The 17,235-nt window shown below is 68.6% G+C and carries 16 protein-coding genes and 1 pseudogene; 5 read left to right on the top strand and 12 right to left on the bottom strand.

The window, feature by feature from the left end:
• Positions 1–67: 67 nt before the first annotated feature.
• The 5 genes from ACXIZN_RS10870 to ACXIZN_RS10850 form a co-directional block, all read right to left on the bottom strand.
• Positions 68–1,399, bottom strand: coding sequence for a GH1 family beta-glucosidase (locus tag ACXIZN_RS10870; protein ID WP_457954057.1), 1,332 nt, complete (start codon positions 1,397–1,399; stop codon positions 68–70).
• Between the two features lie 32 nt (positions 1,400–1,431).
• Positions 1,432–2,271 (bottom strand): carbohydrate ABC transporter permease, encoded by an 840-nt coding sequence (locus tag ACXIZN_RS10865; RefSeq protein ID WP_457954055.1) that lies wholly within the window; start codon positions 2,269–2,271, stop codon positions 1,432–1,434.
• The gene (locus ACXIZN_RS10860) at positions 2,264–3,220 is read right to left on the bottom strand and encodes a carbohydrate ABC transporter permease (protein WP_457954054.1); all 957 of its coding nucleotides are present in this window, start codon (positions 3,218–3,220) and stop codon (positions 2,264–2,266) included. Before ACXIZN_RS10860 ends, ACXIZN_RS10865 begins: the two co-directional genes overlap by 8 nt.
• Positions 3,220–4,533, bottom strand: coding sequence for an ABC transporter substrate-binding protein (locus tag ACXIZN_RS10855; RefSeq protein ID WP_457954053.1), 1,314 nt, complete (start codon positions 4,531–4,533; stop codon positions 3,220–3,222). The genes ACXIZN_RS10860 and ACXIZN_RS10855 overlap by 1 nt, the downstream gene beginning before the upstream one ends.
• Before the next feature lie 131 nt (positions 4,534–4,664).
• A complete protein-coding gene (locus ACXIZN_RS10850; protein ID WP_457954052.1) occupies positions 4,665–5,321 on the bottom strand; it encodes a GntR family transcriptional regulator in 657 nt (218 codons plus the stop codon).
• A gap of 101 nt (positions 5,322–5,422) precedes the next feature.
• Here ACXIZN_RS10850 and ACXIZN_RS10845 point away from each other — a divergent pair, with 101 nt between their 5' ends.
• Both ACXIZN_RS10845 and ACXIZN_RS10840 read left to right on the top strand, forming a co-directional pair.
• Complete coding sequence (locus tag ACXIZN_RS10845; RefSeq protein WP_457954050.1) at positions 5,423–5,854, top strand: VOC family protein; 432 nt, start codon at positions 5,423–5,425, stop codon at positions 5,852–5,854.
• Between the two features lie 113 nt (positions 5,855–5,967).
• On the top strand, positions 5,968–6,447 hold the full coding sequence (locus ACXIZN_RS10840) for a cupin domain-containing protein (RefSeq protein ID WP_457954049.1): 480 nt from the start codon (positions 5,968–5,970) through the stop codon (positions 6,445–6,447).
• A 4-nt stretch (positions 6,448–6,451) separates the two neighbouring features.
• Here ACXIZN_RS10840 and ACXIZN_RS10835 read toward each other — a convergent pair whose 3' ends face one another.
• Positions 6,452–6,859 (bottom strand): RidA family protein, encoded by a 408-nt coding sequence (locus ACXIZN_RS10835; protein ID WP_457954048.1) that lies wholly within the window; start codon positions 6,857–6,859, stop codon positions 6,452–6,454.
• Between the two features lie 98 nt (positions 6,860–6,957).
• On the opposite strand from ACXIZN_RS10835, the gene ACXIZN_RS10830 reads away from it, so the two are divergent.
• Entirely contained in the window at positions 6,958–7,347 is a 390-nt protein-coding gene (locus ACXIZN_RS10830; protein WP_457954047.1) for a winged helix-turn-helix transcriptional regulator, read from the top strand.
• Between the two features lie 84 nt (positions 7,348–7,431).
• Here the strand turns inward: ACXIZN_RS10830 and ACXIZN_RS10825 are convergent, their stop codons facing one another.
• The gene (locus tag ACXIZN_RS10825) at positions 7,432–8,283 is read right to left on the bottom strand and encodes a maleylpyruvate isomerase N-terminal domain-containing protein (protein ID WP_457954046.1); all 852 of its coding nucleotides are present in this window, start codon (positions 8,281–8,283) and stop codon (positions 7,432–7,434) included.
• A gap of 220 nt (positions 8,284–8,503) precedes the next feature.
• Here ACXIZN_RS10825 and ACXIZN_RS10820 point away from each other — a divergent pair, with 220 nt between their 5' ends.
• A complete protein-coding gene (locus ACXIZN_RS10820) occupies positions 8,504–9,952 on the top strand; it encodes a DHA2 family efflux MFS transporter permease subunit (protein WP_457954044.1) in 1,449 nt (482 codons plus the stop codon).
• A 117-nt stretch (positions 9,953–10,069) separates the two neighbouring features.
• Here ACXIZN_RS10820 and ACXIZN_RS10815 read toward each other — a convergent pair.
• The 3 genes and pseudogenes from ACXIZN_RS10815 to ACXIZN_RS10805 all read right to left on the bottom strand — a co-directional run.
• Positions 10,070–11,083, bottom strand: a pseudogene (locus ACXIZN_RS10815) (acyltransferase family protein); the annotation flags it as partial.
• A 57-nt stretch (positions 11,084–11,140) separates the two neighbouring features.
• Entirely contained in the window at positions 11,141–12,535 is a 1,395-nt protein-coding gene (locus ACXIZN_RS10810; protein ID WP_457954042.1) for a sensor histidine kinase, read from the bottom strand.
• Positions 12,528–13,205: a response regulator transcription factor gene (locus tag ACXIZN_RS10805; RefSeq protein WP_457954040.1), complete on the bottom strand. Its 678-nt coding sequence runs from the start codon at positions 13,203–13,205 to the stop codon at positions 12,528–12,530. The genes ACXIZN_RS10810 and ACXIZN_RS10805 overlap by 8 nt, the downstream gene beginning before the upstream one ends.
• Positions 13,206–13,440: 235 nt before the next feature.
• Here ACXIZN_RS10805 and ACXIZN_RS10800 point away from each other — a divergent pair, with 235 nt between their 5' ends.
• The gene (locus tag ACXIZN_RS10800) at positions 13,441–15,168 is read left to right on the top strand and encodes a glycoside hydrolase family 6 protein (protein ID WP_457954039.1); all 1,728 of its coding nucleotides are present in this window, start codon (positions 13,441–13,443) and stop codon (positions 15,166–15,168) included.
• Between the two features lie 48 nt (positions 15,169–15,216).
• Here the strand turns inward: ACXIZN_RS10800 and ACXIZN_RS10795 are convergent, their stop codons facing one another.
• The gene (locus ACXIZN_RS10795; protein WP_457954038.1) at positions 15,217–16,677 is read right to left on the bottom strand and encodes an SDR family oxidoreductase; all 1,461 of its coding nucleotides are present in this window, start codon (positions 16,675–16,677) and stop codon (positions 15,217–15,219) included.
• A 12-nt stretch (positions 16,678–16,689) separates the two neighbouring features.
• Positions 16,690–17,163, bottom strand: a complete 474-nt coding sequence (locus ACXIZN_RS10790; protein WP_457954037.1) for a MarR family winged helix-turn-helix transcriptional regulator — start codon at positions 17,161–17,163, stop codon at positions 16,690–16,692.
• Between the last annotated feature and the right edge of the window lie 72 nt (positions 17,164–17,235).

Genomic DNA, 17,235 nt, shown 5'->3' with positions numbered 1-17,235 from the left:
GGCCGCCCCCCCCCCCCCCCACCACTCACGAGCCTGCTTGCTGTTCCCAGCCGGCGAACAAGCCGGGTCAGCGGTTCCGGTGCTCGGCGATGATCTCCGCGTACCGGTGGCCGCTCGCCTTGACCGTGCGGACCTGCGTGTCGTAGTCGACCCGCACGAGCCCGAACCGCTTGCTCAGCCCGCTGTCCCATTCGAAGTTGTCGAGCAGCGACCAGGCGAAGTAGCCCTTCACCGGAGCCCCCGCTTCGGCGGCCCCCGCCACCGCGCCCAGATGTTCCTCCAGGTAGGCGATGCGGTCCGCGTCGTGGATCGATCCGTCCTCGGCGACCTTGTCGTCGAAGGCGGCCCCGCTCTCGGTGACGTAGATGGCGCGGGCCCCATACTCGTTGGCCAGCCGGTGGATCAGGTCCGCCAGCCCCTGTCCGTGGATCTCCCAGCCCATCGCGGTGGTGGCGGCGCCTTCGACCGGCACCTGCCGGGCACGCGGGGCCGGCCCCTCCGGGTCGTCCTCGACGATCTGCCGGAAGTAGTAGTTCAGCCCGTGGAAGCCGACCGGCGCCGAGATCACCTCCAGGTCGTCACCGACCACGGGTGGTTCGACGCCGTAGACCTCGATCATGTCCGCGGGGTAGCCGCGGCCGTTCGACGGGTCGAGCCACCAGCGGTTGACGTGCCCGTCCATCCTGGCCGCCGCCTCGACGTCCGCGGTGGAGTCCGACGCCGGCTCGATCCCGCTGAGATTGACCACGAGGCCGATGTTCGCGGGTTGGACGGCGTTCGCGGTGATCGCCTGTACCCCGAGGCCGTGCGCGAGCAGGAGATGGTGCGACGCGTGGACGGCCTGCTTGAGTTCCTTGACGCCGGGGGCGAAACGCCCTTCGAGGTAACCGAGCCAGGCCGAGCACAGCGGTTCGTTGACCGTGTTCCAGTCCTTCACGCGGTCACCCAGCCGAGCCGCCACGGCGGCGGCGTAGTCGGCGTAGGCATAGGCCGTGTCACGCTCGGGCCAGCCGCCTTCCAGCGCGGAAGGCAGGTCCCAGTGGAACAGCGTGGCGAACGGCCGGATCCCGGCTTCGAGCAGCGCGTCGACCAGCCGGTCGTAGAATTCGAGACCCGCCGCGTTGACCGCGCCGCGACCGGTCGGGATCACCCGCGGCCACGCGACCGAGAAACGGTAGGCGTCGAGCCCAAGCTTCTTCATGATGGCGAGATCCTCCGGCCAGCGCCGGTAGTGATCACACGCGACGTCGGCGGTGTCGCCGTTGAGGACGGCACCCGGGACCCGGACGAAGTCGTCCCAGATGGACGGGAGGCGGCCGTCGGCGTCGACGGCACCTTCGACCTGGTACGCGGCGGTGGCCGCACCCCACAGGAAATCGGCGGGCAGGTGCAGATTCAAGGCGGACCTCTCTGTACGGAGCGACGGGCGGGTCATTTCACGGCACCGGCGGTGAGCCCGGCGACGAGATAACGCTGGAGCAGCAGGAATCCGGCGACGACCGGGACGGAGACGATCAGGGACGCGGCCATGACCTGGTTCCAGTACACCTGGACCTGGGTGGAGTACTCCTGGAGACCGACCGCGAGGGTCCGCGTGCCCGAATCGCTCATCACCGACGCGAACAGCACCTCGCCCCAGGCCGTCATGAACGAGTAGATCCCCACCGCGACGATGCCCGGCATGGCCGCGGGGATGACCACCCTGACCAGTGCGCCGAGCGGCCCGGTGCCGTCGACCATCGCGGCCTCGTCGAGTTCCTTGGGGATCGAGTCGATGTAGCCGGCGAGCATCCAGATCGCGAACGGCAGCGAGAAGGTCAGGTAGGTGATGATCAGCCCGAGCCGCGAGCCGTACAGGACGATGCCGGTGGTGTTGCCGATGTTGACGAAGATGAGGAACAGCGGCAGCAGGAACAGGATGCCGGGGAACATCTGCGTGGACAGCACGGTCACCTTGAAGAAGTTCTTGCCCCGGAACCGGAAGCGGCTCAAGGCGTAGGCCGCGAAGATCGCGATCACCACCGAGAGGATCGCGGCCGAGCCGGAGATGACCAGGCTGTTCACGAAGTATTCGGCGAGCGGGATGGTCTCCCAGATGTCGAAGAACGGCTGGATGGTCAGCGTCGTCGGCACCCATTCCCAGGCGCCCTGCACGTCCCCGAGCGGCTTCAGCGACGAGGAAACCATCGCGTACAACGGCACCAGCGTGAACAGGGCGAGGAAGCCGAGGACGAATCGGCGGGCCCACGGGACCCAGCGGGGCTCAGACAACGGCGTTCCTCCTCCGCGCGGTAAGTCCCAAGTAGACGGTGCTGACGATGAGCAGGAACAGCAGCAACAGCACCGACATCGCCGAGCCGAGGCCGAAGTTCCAGGTCACGAAGGAACTCTGGTAGATGTGGATCGAGATCAGCGACGCCTCCTTCGGCGCGGACGCTCCGAAAAGGACATACGGCGTGTTGAAATCGTTGAAGGTCCACAGGAACAGCACCAGCAGCAGCACCTGGTTGACCGGCCGCAGCATCGGCTGGGTGATCGCCTGGAACTGGCGCCACCAGCCCGCGCCGTCGATGGCCGCCGCTTCGTACAGTTCGCCGGGGATGTTCTGCAGCCCGGCCATCACGATCAGGAACGCGAACGGCCAGTTCCGCCAGACCGAGACCACCACCAGCGACCAGAAGCTGTTGTCCCCGATGAGCCAGAAGGAGTCAGTGCCCAGCAGGTCGTTCACCAGGCCGGTGTCCTTCTGGAACATGAACGACCAGGTGATCACCGCGGCGTACATCGGCAGCGCGTACGGCACCAGGAACAGGGTCCGGAGCAGGCCGCGTCCCCGGAAGTTCTTCTGCATCAGCACGGCGGCCGAGGTGCCGAAGAGCCAGCAGAACCCGACCGAGAGCACGGTGTAGAGGACGGTGATCCAGAACGAGCCGAGCAGCGACTTGCCCGCCGCCGAGTCGAAGTCCAGGACGAACTCGTAGTTGTCCAGGCCCGCGGCCGGGGCGGACGAGAAGTCGCGGATGTAGAACTGCGTCAGCTTGAAGAAGCTCATCACGAGCCCGGCGATCATCGGGATCAGGTGGACGAGCAGTTCGAGCAGGATCGCGGGCAGCAGGAGCAGATACGGCAGCGCGACCATCCGCCGTTTGCGCCGGACACGCCGCGGCCGGGGCGCCCCGGCCGCCTTCACGGCCGGGGCGTCGTCGAGAGCGGTCGGCATCAACTACCGGCCGCGATCTGCTGGTCCGCCTGGTTCAGCTGGTCACGGATCTTGGCTCCGTCGACCGGCTTGCCCGCGGCGACGTCGGCGAACATCGCCTTCATCGCGGTGCCGATCAGGGTCTCGAACTGCGACTCCTGCGGAACCTGCGGCATCGGCTCCGCCGAGTTCGCGAGCACGTTCTGGAAGACCTTGACGTCTTCGGTCTGGAACGCGGCGTCGCTGTACGCGTCCTGGACGGTCGGCAGCGAGCCGTAGGTCTTGTTGAGCAGCGCCTGCTCCGGCGCCGAGACCATGAACTTCACGAAGTCCAGTGCGGCGTCGGGATTCTTGGTGTTCTTGAAGACCGCCATGTTGATACCCGCGACGAAGCTGGTGACCTTCCGGCCGTTCGGCGGCGCGGCGGCGGGCAGCGGGATCGGCGCGACGCCGAGGTTCGCCATGTCCATCCCGATGTTCTTGAACGACCCCGCGGAGGCCTGGTTCATGAACATCGCGGCCTTGCCGTCCGACAGGTCCTTGAGGGATTTGGCGGTGTCCGCGTACTCGGCGTTGGCCGGATCGACGATCTTGTCCTTCTGCATCAGGTCGACGAACTGCTGCACGGCCGCGACCGACGGATCCGAAGCCAGCTGCGGTTTACCCTCGGGCGTGAAGAACTGCGCACCGTGCTGCGCGCCGAGGATCGCCGCGTGGTGGCTGTTCTCGGTGACCTGACCGGCCTGGAGCGACAGCCCCCACTGGCCCTTGTCGGGTTTGGTGAGCTTCTTGCCGTCCTCGACGAGCTCCTCCCAGGTGGCGGGCGGCTTGGTGATGCCGGCCTCCGCGAAGAGTTTCTTGTTGTAGTACAGGCCGTACGCCTGGCCGTAGAGCGGTACGCCGACCGGCGGCTGCCCGCTCGCCCCGGTGGCCGCCAGCGACGGGCCGAGGAAGCGCGATTTGCCGCCGACCTTCTCCAGCGCGGCGTCGTCGAACGGCAGGAACGCCCCGGTCGCCTGCAACGAGGCGGACCACGTGTTGCCGATGTTGAGCACGTCCGGCCCCTTGCCGGAGGTGGTGGCCGCGAGGATCCGGTTGAGCAGATCCGTCCACGGGACGACCTCGAGCTTGACCTTGATCCCGGAGGCCTTCTCGAACTTGTCGAGTTCGGGCTGCAGGACGGCCTTGTCGTTGTCGAGACTGGTGCCCTGGTTGGACGCCCAGTACACGAGCTCCTTGGGGGCACTGGACGACGTGTCGCCGCCGCCGCACGCCGTCGTGGCGGCGGCCGCCAGCGCCAGGACGAGCGCGGGAGCGATCTTTCCGATTCGCATCGATGGTCCTCGGGGTGAGTGGCCAAGCCGCGTCCGGACCTGTGACCCGGGACACGTCTTATTTCAGGGCTTGAGTTAAGCCTTGGCCAACCTTGCCGTCAAGACCTTGAACGCCAATTCGTCCGGCTCGTTCACTCCCCGGTCAGAACGGCGAAGGCTTCGCCGCGATGGACGGCGAAGAGTTCGAGCGCCTTCTCGCCGTCACGGGCACGAAGAGCGGCCGCCAGCCGGCGATGCTCGGCCGGGATGCTCGCGAGGTAGCCGTCGGAGCTCACGCCGATCCGGGTCAGCAGGAACAGGTGCACCTGCGACCGGATCGCCTGCCAAGCCTCGATGAGCCGCCGATGACCGGACGCCGCGTAGACCGCGTCGTGGAAGTCGATGTCACAGCGGACCATCTCGTGCTCGTCACGCGCCCGGTCCATCCGGTCGACGACCTCGTCGATCACGGCCAGGCCCGCCTCCGGCGCGTTCGCGACCACGAGCCGGACGGCCAGCTGTTCCAGCGCCGACCGCAGGCTGTCCAGTTCCGCGACGTCCACATCGGACAGGGTCGTGACGGTCGCGCCGCGGTGCCATTCGCTACGGACCAGGCCCTCGCGCTCCAGTTTCAGCAGCGCTTCGCGCACCGGGCCGCGGCTGACACCGAGCGCCTCCGAAAGCTCGACCTCGCGAAGCTGGGCGCCAGGCGGATAGGCGCCGCCGAAGATGGCGTCCCTGACCCTGTCGGCGACCTCGTCCGCCAGCCCGCGACGACGTGCCGGCACCACCCTGCCGGGTTCGCTCATCCTCATCCTTCCCACCGGAACGCCCGATCCTAGCGACACCCCTCTTGTCCTAATGTTAACATTGCGACAACCACTGTCCCGCTGGAAAGGATGCCCCGGATATGACCGTCCTCGACTCCCCCATCCCCCGCTTCCACCTCGCCATGCCCGTCGACGACCTCGCCGCCGCACGCAGCTTCTACGGCGAGGTCCTCGGCCTCGAACAGGGCCGCAGCTCCGACACGTGGATCGACTGGAACCTCCACGGCCACCAGTTCGTCACGCACCTCGCCCCGGAGCGGCCGCGGCGGATCCACAACCCCGTGGACGGGCACGACGTTCCCGTGCCCCACTTCGGATTGATCCTCACCGTGCCCGAGTTCCGGAAACTCGCGGACCGGCTGCGCGCGGCGGACACCTCGTTCGTCATCGAGCCCTACGTCCGCTTCGAGGGCCAGACCGGGGAACAGTGGACGATGTTCCTTCTGGACCCCGCGGGCAACGCCCTGGAGTTCAAGGCTTTCGCCGACGACTCGCAGGTCTTCGCCGCCTGACCACTGATCGATAACCCGAGGATTATCGATCAGTGCGGCCTTCCGCGTTGATCAAGGCCTGATGCCCGGAGAGAGTGGTCCTGTCAGATCACGAAGGACCAAGGAGACGCGCCATGTTCGACCCCATCCTGCTCCGAGCCGCCGACGCCGAGATCGTCAGCGACGCCCCGGGCAGCGAGATCACGCTGCTGGCCGACTCGGACACCACCGACGGGGGCTTCACCGCGAACCGCGCGACCCTGAAGGACGGTGTCTTCGGCACCCCGGCCCACTTCCACACCCGGGCGACCGAGTTCTTCTTCGTGCTCGAAGGAAAACTCCAGGTCCTCGTCGAGGAAACCCTGCACACGCTGGAGAAGGGCGACTTCCTCGCCGTGCCGCCCAAGGTGCCGCACGCGTTCGGCCCCGCCGCCGGATCGGACGCCGACGTCCTGGTCACCTTCACGCCGGGCATGGCCCGTTTCGACTACTACCGGCTCCTCGACCGGGTCGCGCGCGGCGAAGCCGACCCGGCGGAGATCGCGGCGTCGTCGAAGCAGTACGACAACCACTACGTCGACAGCCCGGTCTGGCGCGCCGCGCGCGGCCGGTGAACGCTCAGTCGACGACCGCGGTCGCCTCGACCTCGACGAGGTGCTCGGGCACGTCGAGGGCCGCGACCCCGATCAGCGTTCCCGGCGGGACCGGGGTGCCGCCCAGCTTGGCGGCCGCCCGGTCCACGCCTTCGAGGAACTGCGCGAGTTTGTCCGGCGTCCAGTCGACGACGTAGACGGTCATCTTCGCCACGTCGTCGAAGGTGGCGCCGGCCTCGGCGAGCGCGGTGCCGATGTTGAGGTAGCACTGTTCGACCTGCGCGGCGAGGTCGCCCTCGCCGACGAGGGCGCCGTCGGCGTCCCAGGAGACCTGCCCCGCGACGAAGACCAGCTTCGACCCGGTCGCGATCGAAACCTGCCGGTAGGCGGGGATCTCCGGCAGTCCCGCGGGGTTCACCAGGGTGATGCTCATCCGTACTCCTCGTTCGTGGTCACTTGTGGTTACCCAGGAACTGTAGGAGAGTGTGCGACGACCTGGAAGAACGCACTTTTTCGTGACTGGGGAACCTCATGGTGACCAAGCAGCTCAACGGCTCGGACGACGCCGATGTGATGCGGGCGGACTCGCTGGCGCGGGAGATCTTCTCCGACGTCGCCAACAAGTGGGCGCTCCTGATCATCGAGACGATCGGTGACGACACGCGGCGGTTCACCGAACTGCGGAACGACATCGAGGGCATCAGCCACAAGATGCTCACCCAGAACCTGCGCATGCTGGAGCGCAACGGCCTGGTCGGGCGGACGGTGCACCCGACGGTGCCACCGCGAGTCGACTACACCCTCACCGAGGCGGGGCACGGCCTGCGCGCGACGGTCGACGGGATGTGCGACTGGACCCATCGGTTCCTCGGCCACATCGAAGACTCTCGACGGCGGTTCGACGCGCCCGTCGACGGTTGACGGGGTCCAGCACCGGCCAGTCACGCGAAACCGCCACCCGCGCACCGGCGGCGGGTACCCAGAACACTCACGAAACCCGAAGCCCTACGGCAAACGCACGACCCGCAGGAAGGCGGGCAACAGCCACGGTCGCGGACCGCTGACGACGATCTTGCGCGTCAGCGCGGAACGCACCTTGCCGACCCGGTGGAACAGCATCAGGTTCAGCGTCGGCGGGTCGAACGAGATCCGCACGTCGACCGGCCCGCCGGGCTCCTCGACCGTCACCCGTCCCCGCTGCAGCACCAGCACGACCGGGGACGTGTACGCCGACCGGAACGCCACGGCGATCCGCCGATCCCGCGGTGGTTCTTCGGTGTCGAGAAGGTGCCCGGCGTCGTGGTTCAGCACACCCACCAGGAACAGATCGAAGAACAACGCCGCGTCGGCCGGGTCGATCGTCCACGGCAGCTTCAGCGCCTTGGCGATGTCCCAGCCGTGGATCTGCAGTTCGTCGACGAGGTGCGCGAGGACGCCGGCCAGCGGCACCTTCGAGCCGCCGAGCCAGTCCAGCGGGGTGCCGGGGTCCGCGTCCTCGGTCACGCGCAGTACTTCCTCGATGTCCGCGAGCAATCCGTCGACGAGCACCTTGGTGTCGCGTTCGGGAAAATCGCGCAACACCAAGGTGTTCAGCACGGAAACCGTGTCCACAGTGGTCTTCTCCACCTGGTTCTGCCCGCGGGCGTCCAAAATCGACGCGCTTTCCGGCCGCACCAGGGAGGTGTACATCTTCGCGATCATCGCGACGTGGGCGACGGTTTCGGCCACCGTCCAGTCCGCGGTGACCATCGCGTCCGGATCCGGAACGCGGGCGACCAGTTCGGCGAATCGAGCGCCCGTCACCCGATAGGCTCGTCGCACCGAATGCCACCGATCCGCCGTGATCGCTCTGGTCACCTCACGATTTTATCGTGTCGCCACCGGAAATCCGTTCCGCTCGCGTGCGGTCCGCGCTGCCCGAAAGCGCAGTGACCGTACTCACTACGGAAATTCACGTGACACACACCGACCGGCACAGGCAGACTGAACGAAAGACTCAGCCTCGCCTTCGCTGTCACCGTTGCCGGCGCCGAAGGCGGCCAACGCGGACCCGCGCCCTTCCAGGAGCCCTTCACCGATGACCGAGACCCTGCCCGAAACCGCCCACGACCAGCAAAGGGCACCGGCGAAAGCCGGGCTCCTGATCGGGGTCCTGGTCCTTTCCGCGTTCGTGATGATCCTCAACGAGACCATCCTGAGCGTCGCGCTGCGAGACCTGACCGTCGACCTCCAGGTCCCGACCACCACCGTCCAGTGGCTGACGAGTGGCTTCCTGCTCACCATGGCGGTCGTCATCCCGACCACCGGGTTCCTGCTCGAGCGGTTCACCCCGCGCCAGGTGTTCCTCGCCTCGCTCACCCTGTTCAGCACCGGCACCCTGGTCAGCGCGCTCGCCCCGGGCTTCGCCCTGCTACTGACCGGCCGCGTGATCCAGGCCTGCGGGACGGCGGTGATGCTGCCGCTGCTGATGACCACGGTGATGCGCCTGGTCCCGGTCGAGAAGCGCGGCGCCACGATGGGCACGATCACCATCGTCATCGCGGTCGCCCCGGCGATCGGCCCGACCATCGGCGGCGCCGTGCTCTCCTCGCTCGGCTGGCGCTGGATGTTCTGGATCGTGCTGCCGCTCTCGCTCGCCGCCCTGGTGGTCGGCATGATGCAGCTGCGGCTGGACAGCGACACCCGCAAGGTGCCGCTCGACGTGCTGTCGGTGGTCCTGTCCGCGCTCGGTTTCGGCGGCGTGCTGTACGGCCTGTCGGTGTCCGGCGAATCCGCCGGCGGGCATCAGCCCGTGCCGCCGTGGGCCCCGATCGCCGTCGGTGTCGTGGCGCTCCTGGTGTTCACCTGGCGCCAGTTGCGCCTCCAGAAGGAAGACCGCGCGCTGCTGGACCTGCGTCCGTTCACCCACCGCAGTTTCGTCGTCTCCCTGGTGCTGACGGCCCTGCTGTTCATGTGCCTGCTCGGCGCCGCGGCGATCCTGCTCCCGCTGTACCTGCAGACCGTCCTGCACACCACCACGTTCGTCAGCGGGCTCGCGGTGCTGCCCGGCGGCCTGGTCCTCGGCCTGCTCGGCCGCCCGGTCGGCGCGCTGTACGACCGCTTCGGCCCGCGGCCCTTGGTCATCCCCGGCGCGGCCGCGATGGCGATCTCGCTGTGGCTGTTCGCCCTGCTCGGCGCGGGATCGCCGCTCATCGCGGTCATCGCCATCCACGTCCTGCTGATGAGCGGGCTCGGCCTCATGATGACGCCGCTGATGACCGAGTCCCTCGGTTCGCTGCCCGAACACCTCTATTCACACGGCAGCGCGATCCTCGCCACCCTTCAGCAGCTCGCCGGCGCGCTCGGCACCGCCATGTTCATCGCGGTGGCCACGGCCAGCACGACCACGGCCGGGGCGGTCAGCCCCGACGCGGGCGGTATCCGCACGACGTTCATGGTCGCCGGTTGCGTCGGTCTCGCCGCGTTCGTCGGGTCGCTCTTCGTCAAGAAGAGCGCCGGCACCGGCGCGGTGGCCGCGCACCACTGACGTTCGCCTCGCGCCCGCCGTCACCTCCGCCGGAGGTACGGCGGGCGCGCGTCGTCCGATCACCTTCCGGCCGTAGGCGATGGCGGGCTGTTCGACCCAGCGGCGCAGCGCGCAGGCGAACACCAACGCGACACCGGTGGTCGCGGCGGCCTTGGCGAGCCCGCTGGGCAGCAGCCAGCCCGTGACCCCGGCCGCGCCGGTCTGCGCGAGGTAGAGCGCGTACGAACGGTCTCCGACGAAGGTCAGCGGCCTGCTAGAGAGCAGCGTCCGGACCGGGCCCGGCGACACGACGGCCACGAGCAACAGTGCCGAGCCCGCCGCGTAGACCGGCACCACGGATTGCCAGTGCCCGCCGAGCGCCTTCGCCAGCGGGCCGACGGAGAACTGCAGCACGACGAACCCGCAGCCGATCGCCGTGGCGACGGCCGGGCTGGTCAGCGGCCGGACGAGGGCGAACCCGCGCGGATGGTGGAGCGTCATCGCCAGCAGGCAGCCGATGACCAGCGAGCAGTAATGCACCGAAAGGCTCGCCCACGTGTGCGAGGGCGCCAGCGGCAGCGCGTACAGCACGACACCCAGGACGGCCGAGGTGCCCAGCAGCAGGCGCAGCGCCGTCTTCCCGCTTCGCGCGAACGAAGTCAGCACCAGCAGCGCGGGCCAGACCAGGTAGAACTTCTCCTCCACGCCCAGCGACCACGACGTCGGATAGGGCGTGTTGAAGTCGACGAGTTCGTTGCCGAAGACGAGGTAGTACGGCATGGCGTCGGCGAGCCTGCTGCTCTGGTAAGTCCCGCCGAGCAGGACCGCGACCGTGGTCAGCGCCAGGAGCAGGAAGTACACCGGCATGATCCGCAAGACCCGGCGAAGGTAGAACCCGCGCAGCGAGATCCGGCCGTCACGGTCTTCCTCGCGCTGGGCCAGCGTCGTGATGAGGAAGCCGGACAGCACGAAGAACAGTTGCACGGCGATCCAACCTTGGAGGCGGTCGACGACCGGCCCTCCGTAGTGGAAGAACACGACGGCCACGGCGGCGAGCGCGCGTACGCCGGTGAGACCGGGGAACCACGACGAGGCCAGGTAGTCGGCGTGGCCGAGGGGGCGCCACCACGAGCGGCGTGCGGGAACGAACATGCCCCGAAGATTCGTGCGCGGACGCTGAACCGAAGCTTAAGGAAGCTGAAGACGTCTTCAGCTTCGCGGTTTCGCCAATGGCAGACGGACGACGAGCCGGGCGCCGCCATCGTGGTCGGCGACCTCGACGGTGCCGCCGTGCGCATGGGCGATCTCGGCGACGATCGCCAGCCCCAGACCCGCGCCACCGTCGTCGCGCGCACGTCCGTCGTCGAGACGCACGAAGCGATCGAACACCCGCTCGCGTTCCGCGGCGGGAATGCCCGGCCCGTCGTCGGTCACCGCGACCACGGCGAATTCGTCCATAGTGGACACTCGCACTTCGACACCGGTGCGGGTATGGCGTTGCGCGTTGTCCACCAGGTTGCGCAGCAACCGCTCCAGCCTGCCACGGTCACCGAGGACCAGCGGATCCTCGTCGATCTCTGCCACGACACGCCGCCGGCCGGAGAGACAGGATTCGACCACTTCGGACAGTCGCACCGGCGTGGTCCGTTCCGGTTCCGCGTTGTCCAGCTTGCCGAGCAGCACGAGATCCCCGACGAGATCCTGCAGCCGGGTGATGTCGAGCAGCGCGTTGCGGCAGGCGTCACGCCAGTCCAGCCGGTCCGGATGCGCGAGCAACACCTCCAGCTGGGTCCGCAAGGAGGCGAGCGGAGTGCGCAGTTCGTGCGACGCGTCCGAGGTGAAGCGGCTCTGCCGGGTGACCGCCGTGTCCAGGCGGGCGAGCATCGTGTTCATCGTTTCGGCGAGCTTCGCGATCTCGTCGGCGCTGTCCGGGGCCGGGACCCGGCGTGAGAGGTCGTGCGCGCCGATCTCCGCGACCTCCGAGCGGATCGCCTCGACCGGCCTCAGCGAACGGCGTACGGCGAGCCACGCGACCGCCCCGATCAGCAGCGCGATCACGGGGACACCCACCAGCAGCGTCACGCGCACCGCGTCGAGCGCCGCCTGCCCGGACTCGTCGACCACGGCGGCGCCGTAGATCCGGTACTTGCTGTCACCGCTCGTCTCGGCCGCGACGTGCACGCGTGTCTCGGTGGTCTCGACATCACGTCCGAGCACTCCCCGGCAGCCGACGGAGCCCGCCATCGACTCGTCGACCGCGCCCGCCTCGAGAACCGACACGGAATCACCGCGCTGATAATCGTCCGCCTGGACCAGCAGGCCGTGCCGCAGGCCCGGGCACCCGACGACGCGCCGGCCGGATTGGTCGACCACCTCGTAGGCCGAATCCCGGACGAGCAGGAGCAGATCGGCCGGTGCGGCACCGGTGTTCAGCAGCTGCACGATCGCCGCCGCGCGCGCCCTCGCCAGCTGCGCGGCCCCGGCCCCCAGCCGGTTCTCGGCGTCGAGCACGAGCCAGGCCGAAACGACGCCGAGCGCGACGAGCGACGTCACGAACGACGTCAGCGCGACCCGGAAGCGGGTCGTCCGCAGGAACTCACGCACCTGAGCCCACCACGTGATAGCCGGCGCCGCGCACCGTGCGGATCGTCTCCACCCCGAACGGCAGGTCGATCTTGCGCCGCAGCGCGCTCACGTGGACCTCGACGAGATTCGCGGTCGCCGACGCGGCGAAATCCCAGAGGTTCTCCAGCAGTTCGGCCTTGGTGACCACCTCACCCTGCCGTTTCATCAGATACGCCAGCAGAGCGAACTCCTTGGTGGTCAACGGGATCTCGGCCGTGCCGCGACGGCAGACGCGGCTCGCCTGATCGAGTTCGAGATCGCCGAGCCGCAGCGTTCCCGGCCGGGTCGCTCCCCCGCGCCGGATCAGCGCCCGGAGCCGGGAGAGCAGGACGCCGTAGGAGAACGGCTTCGGGAGGAAGTCGTCGGCGCCGGTGTCCAGCGCCTCGATCTCGTCGTCCTCGCCGTCCTTCGCGGTCAGCATGAGGATCGGGGTGGTGTCGCCCCGTTCGCGCAGCCTCCGGCATACGCGGTAGCCGTTCAGCCCCGGCAGCATGATGTCGAGGATCATCGCGGAATACGGATGTTCGGCCGCGTACCAAAGCGCGTCGCGGCCGTTGTGCGCGACGTCCACGGCATAGCCCTCGGCACTCAGCCCCGCGCGCAGCGACTCGGCCAGCCGTCGCTCGTCCTCCACGAGCAAGATCCTCATCCGCTCACGATCCCATACGGCCCGGCCACATTCGGTCACCGCCCGCCCGCTGTCCGGGTGAAGGCTTCGCCGCCGTCAGGACGAGTCCTCCGTCGGTCGGCTCAGTCCTTTGGTCGTATTCCGGGAGCGATCCCACATTTCGGATCGCTCGGCCTTGTCACGGCCCGGCCGCCCCTTTACGGTCCTCAATGGGAGCGCTCCCACAAATCGGATTCCGGTCGCAAGGAGGCGACGTATGAGATTCCGCAGAAAGGGTGTTTCGGCACCATCGGCCGTCTGCGCGGTACTCGCGATGGTGGCGGTGCCGGTGGTGCTGGGCTCGAACGCCGAAGCGGCGCCGGGCTGCAAGGTCGACTACACGATCACCAACCAATGGGACACCGGTTTCGGGGCCACCGTCACCGTCACCAACCTCGGCGATCCGATCAGCGGCGGCTGGACGCTGAGCTGGGACTTCCCCGGGAACCAGCAGGTGCAGCAGGGCTGGAACGGCAGCTTCGGCCAGCAGGGCGCACGGGTGACCGTCCGGGACGCGGGCTGGAACGGCTCGCTCGGCACCGGCGCCACCGTCTCCCCCGGCTTCAACGGCACCTACTCCGGCACCAACGCCAAACCCGCCGTGTTCACCTTGAACGGCACCACCTGCACCGGTTCCACCGTCCCCACGACCACCACCCCGACCACGACCACGACGACCCCCGGTCCCGGCGGCCCCAAGGCGGACAACCCCTACGCCGGCGCCGGCGTGTACGTGAACCCGGATTGGTCGGCGAAAGCCGCGGCCGAACCGGGCGGCGCCCGGATCGCGAACCAGCCGACCGGCGTCTGGCTCGACCGGATCGCCGCCATCGAGGGCACGGCCACGAGCCGCGGGCTGCGCGGCCATCTCGACGAGGCGCTCCAGCAGGCCGCCGGGAAACCGCTGGTCGTCCAGCTGGTGATCTACAACCTGCCCGGCCGTGACTGCTCCGCGCTCGCGTCGAACGGCGAGCTGAAGGCGGACGAACTCCCGCGCTACCAGGCCGAGTACATCGACCCGATAGCAACGATCCTCGCCGATCCGAAGTACGCGGCGTTGCGGGTGGTGACCGTGATCGAGATCGACTCCCTGCCGAACCTCGTCACCAACGTGACACCGCGGCCGACGGCCACGCCCCAATGCGACGTCATGAAGGCCAACGGGAATTACGTCACCGGTGTCGGCTACGCGCTGGCGAAGTTCGGCGCGATCCCCAACGTGTACAACTACATCGACGCCGGGCACCACGGCTGGCTCGGCTGGGACGACAACCTCGGCCCGTCCGCCGCGCTGTTCGCGCAGGCCGCGAAAAGTTCCGGCAGCACACTGGCCAATGTGCACGGCTTCATCGCGAACACCGCGAACTACGGGGCGCTCAAGGAGCCGTACTTCACCGTGAACGACAGCGTCGGCGGCACTTCGGTGCGGACGTCGAAGTGGGTGGACTGGAACCGCTACGTCGACGAACTGTCCTACGCGCAGGCGTTCCGGCAGGAGGCGATCCGGGCGGGTTTCCCGGCGGACGTCGGCATGCTCATCGACACCTCCCGCAACGGCTGGGGCGGCGCCGCACGGCCGACCGGCCCCGGGCCGTCCACCACGGTCGACGCCTACGTGAACGGGAGCAAGACGGATCGCCGCATCCATCTCGGGAACTGGTGCAACCAGGCGGGCGCGGGACTCGGCGAGCGCCCCAAGACCGCGCCGGAACCCGGGATCGACGCCTACGTCTGGATCAAGCCGCCGGGTGAATCCGACGGTGCCAGCAAGGAGATCCCGAATACCGAGGGCAAGGGTTTCGACCGGATGTGCGACCCGACGTACACCGGCAACCCGCGAAACCAGTACAACATGTCCGGCGCGCTGCCCGAGGCGCCGCTCTCCGGGCACTGGTTCTCCGCCCAGTTCCAGGAGTTGCTGAGGAACGCCTACCCGGCTCTGTAGGCCGTGGGCCTCGTGAGTGGTGAGGACGGTTCTAACCGTCCCTGCCACTCACGAGGCTTCTCCTTGCGCCGCACCGGTGATGTTGCGGACCATGCCACCGAAGACGACACCGTGGAACGGCGCGATCCCCTTCCAGTACGCGTGCCCGGCCAGCCCGTGCGGCTCGAACACCGCCCGTTGCCGGTACACGGTCCGACCGTCCTCATCGGACTCGACACCGAGTTCGAGCCAGGCGCGCCCCGGCAGTTTCATCTCGGCCCGGAGCCGCAACAGGCGCGGCCGGTCGAGGTATTCGACGCGCCACCAGTCCAGCGCCTCGCCGAGGTGCAGCCGCCGCGGATCCCGCCGTCCGCGCCGCAATCCGACGCCGCCGACGAGCCGGTCGGCCCACCCGCGGACCGACCAGGCCAGCGGGAACGAGTACCACCCGTGCTCCCCGCCGATGGACTCGATGACATCCCACAGCGCCTCCGGCGAGGCGTCGGTCCGCTGTGCCCGATCGTCCTCGTACACCGTTCCGCCCGCCCACTCCGGATCACTCGGCAGCGGGTCCGAAGGCGCCGCGGCGCTCGACGCGTCCGACCAGCGGGTGGGCACGTCGGCGTTGCGGACCCGGGTCAGCGCCAGTTCGACGGCGTGCTCGTAGTGCGTCAGCCCGGCATCGGGGTCGGGGATGTGCTCGGCGATCGAGTGGTCGTGACAGACCACCTCGTGCACCAGCGATTCGATCAGCGGTACGGCGATCGACTTCGGCACGGGAGTGACCAGGTTCACCCATTGCGCGGACAACCATGGAGTGAGCACCGGGACCGGTACGACGGCTCGCCTCGGCAGACCGGCGACGACGGCGTACCGGCGCATCATGTCCAAATAGGTCAGCACGTCCGGCCCGCCGATGTCGAAGGCGCCGTTCACCTCGGCCGGGAGATCGGCCGCGTGCACGAGATAGTGCAGCACGTCCCGGATCGCGATCGGCTGGATGCGGTTGCGCACCCAGCGCGGGGTCACCATCGCCGGGAGCCGCTCGGTCAGGTAGCGCAGCATCTCGAAGCTCGCCGAACCCGAGCCGATGATCACCGCGGCCTGCAGGACGATTGCGGGCACTCCGGAATCCAGCAGGACCCGGCCCACTTCGGCGCGCGACGCCAGGTGCGGCGACAGCTCCTCGTCGTCCGGCACGATGCCGCCCAGGTACACCAGCCGACGCGCGCCCGCCGCCTTGGCCGCCTCGGCGACCGCCCGCGCCCCTTCCCGGTCGACGTCGACGAAGTCCTTGCGCGCCAACGAATGCACGAGATAGTAGACGACCTCGCAGTCGCTCAGCGCCGTCTCGATGGAGGCCGGATCGGTGACGTCGCCGCGTGCGACCTCGACGCGGTCACGCCACGGCTCCTCGGCGACCTTCTCCGGCGAGCGCGCCACCACGCGCACCTCGTGACCCGCGTCCAGCAGTTGCGGTACCAGCCGTCCGCCGACATAGCCCGTCGCTCCCAGCACCACACATCGCATGCCCCCGAGTGTTCACGGTGCCAGGCGACCGCGCACTTCGACGGTCGCGGCGATACTGCTCCGGAGGAACCGGGCGACCGTCCGCCGCTCGTCCTCGCCCATGTCCCGCCACGCTTCGGCGTAGCTCCGCCCGAGCGGCTGGAAGAACTCGGAGCCGATCTCCCGCGCCTTCTCGTGCATCCGCAGTTCGACCTTGCGCCGGTCGGTCGCGCTCCGGTCCCGGAAGAGGTGCCCTGCCCGCTCCAACCGGTCCAGCACCGCCGTCGTCGCCGACGCGCTCAGGTGCAAGGCGCTCGCGAGCCTGCTCGGGCTCATCGGGTCCCCCATGCGGGCGGCGTCCATGATCACGGCGAGCGCGTTGAGGTCGGTCCGGTGCAGGCCGTGTGCCTCGCCGAACATCTCCGCGAACCGGTCCGACTCGACCGTCAGCTGCCGCAGCAGGAGAACGAGCAAGTCGTCCGTGACGGGCTCCGTGTCCTCAGGCATGTCCGGAACCTCCCCTCACGCTGCCCCGTCCGGGCGACCACTCTACTATTTCGATGGTCGAACTATTCACTC

Source organism: Amycolatopsis sp. TRM77291, from assembly GCF_054166285.1.
Note: the sequence above shows the minus strand (reverse complement) of the source record. Positions and strands in the feature narration are given on the sequence as shown.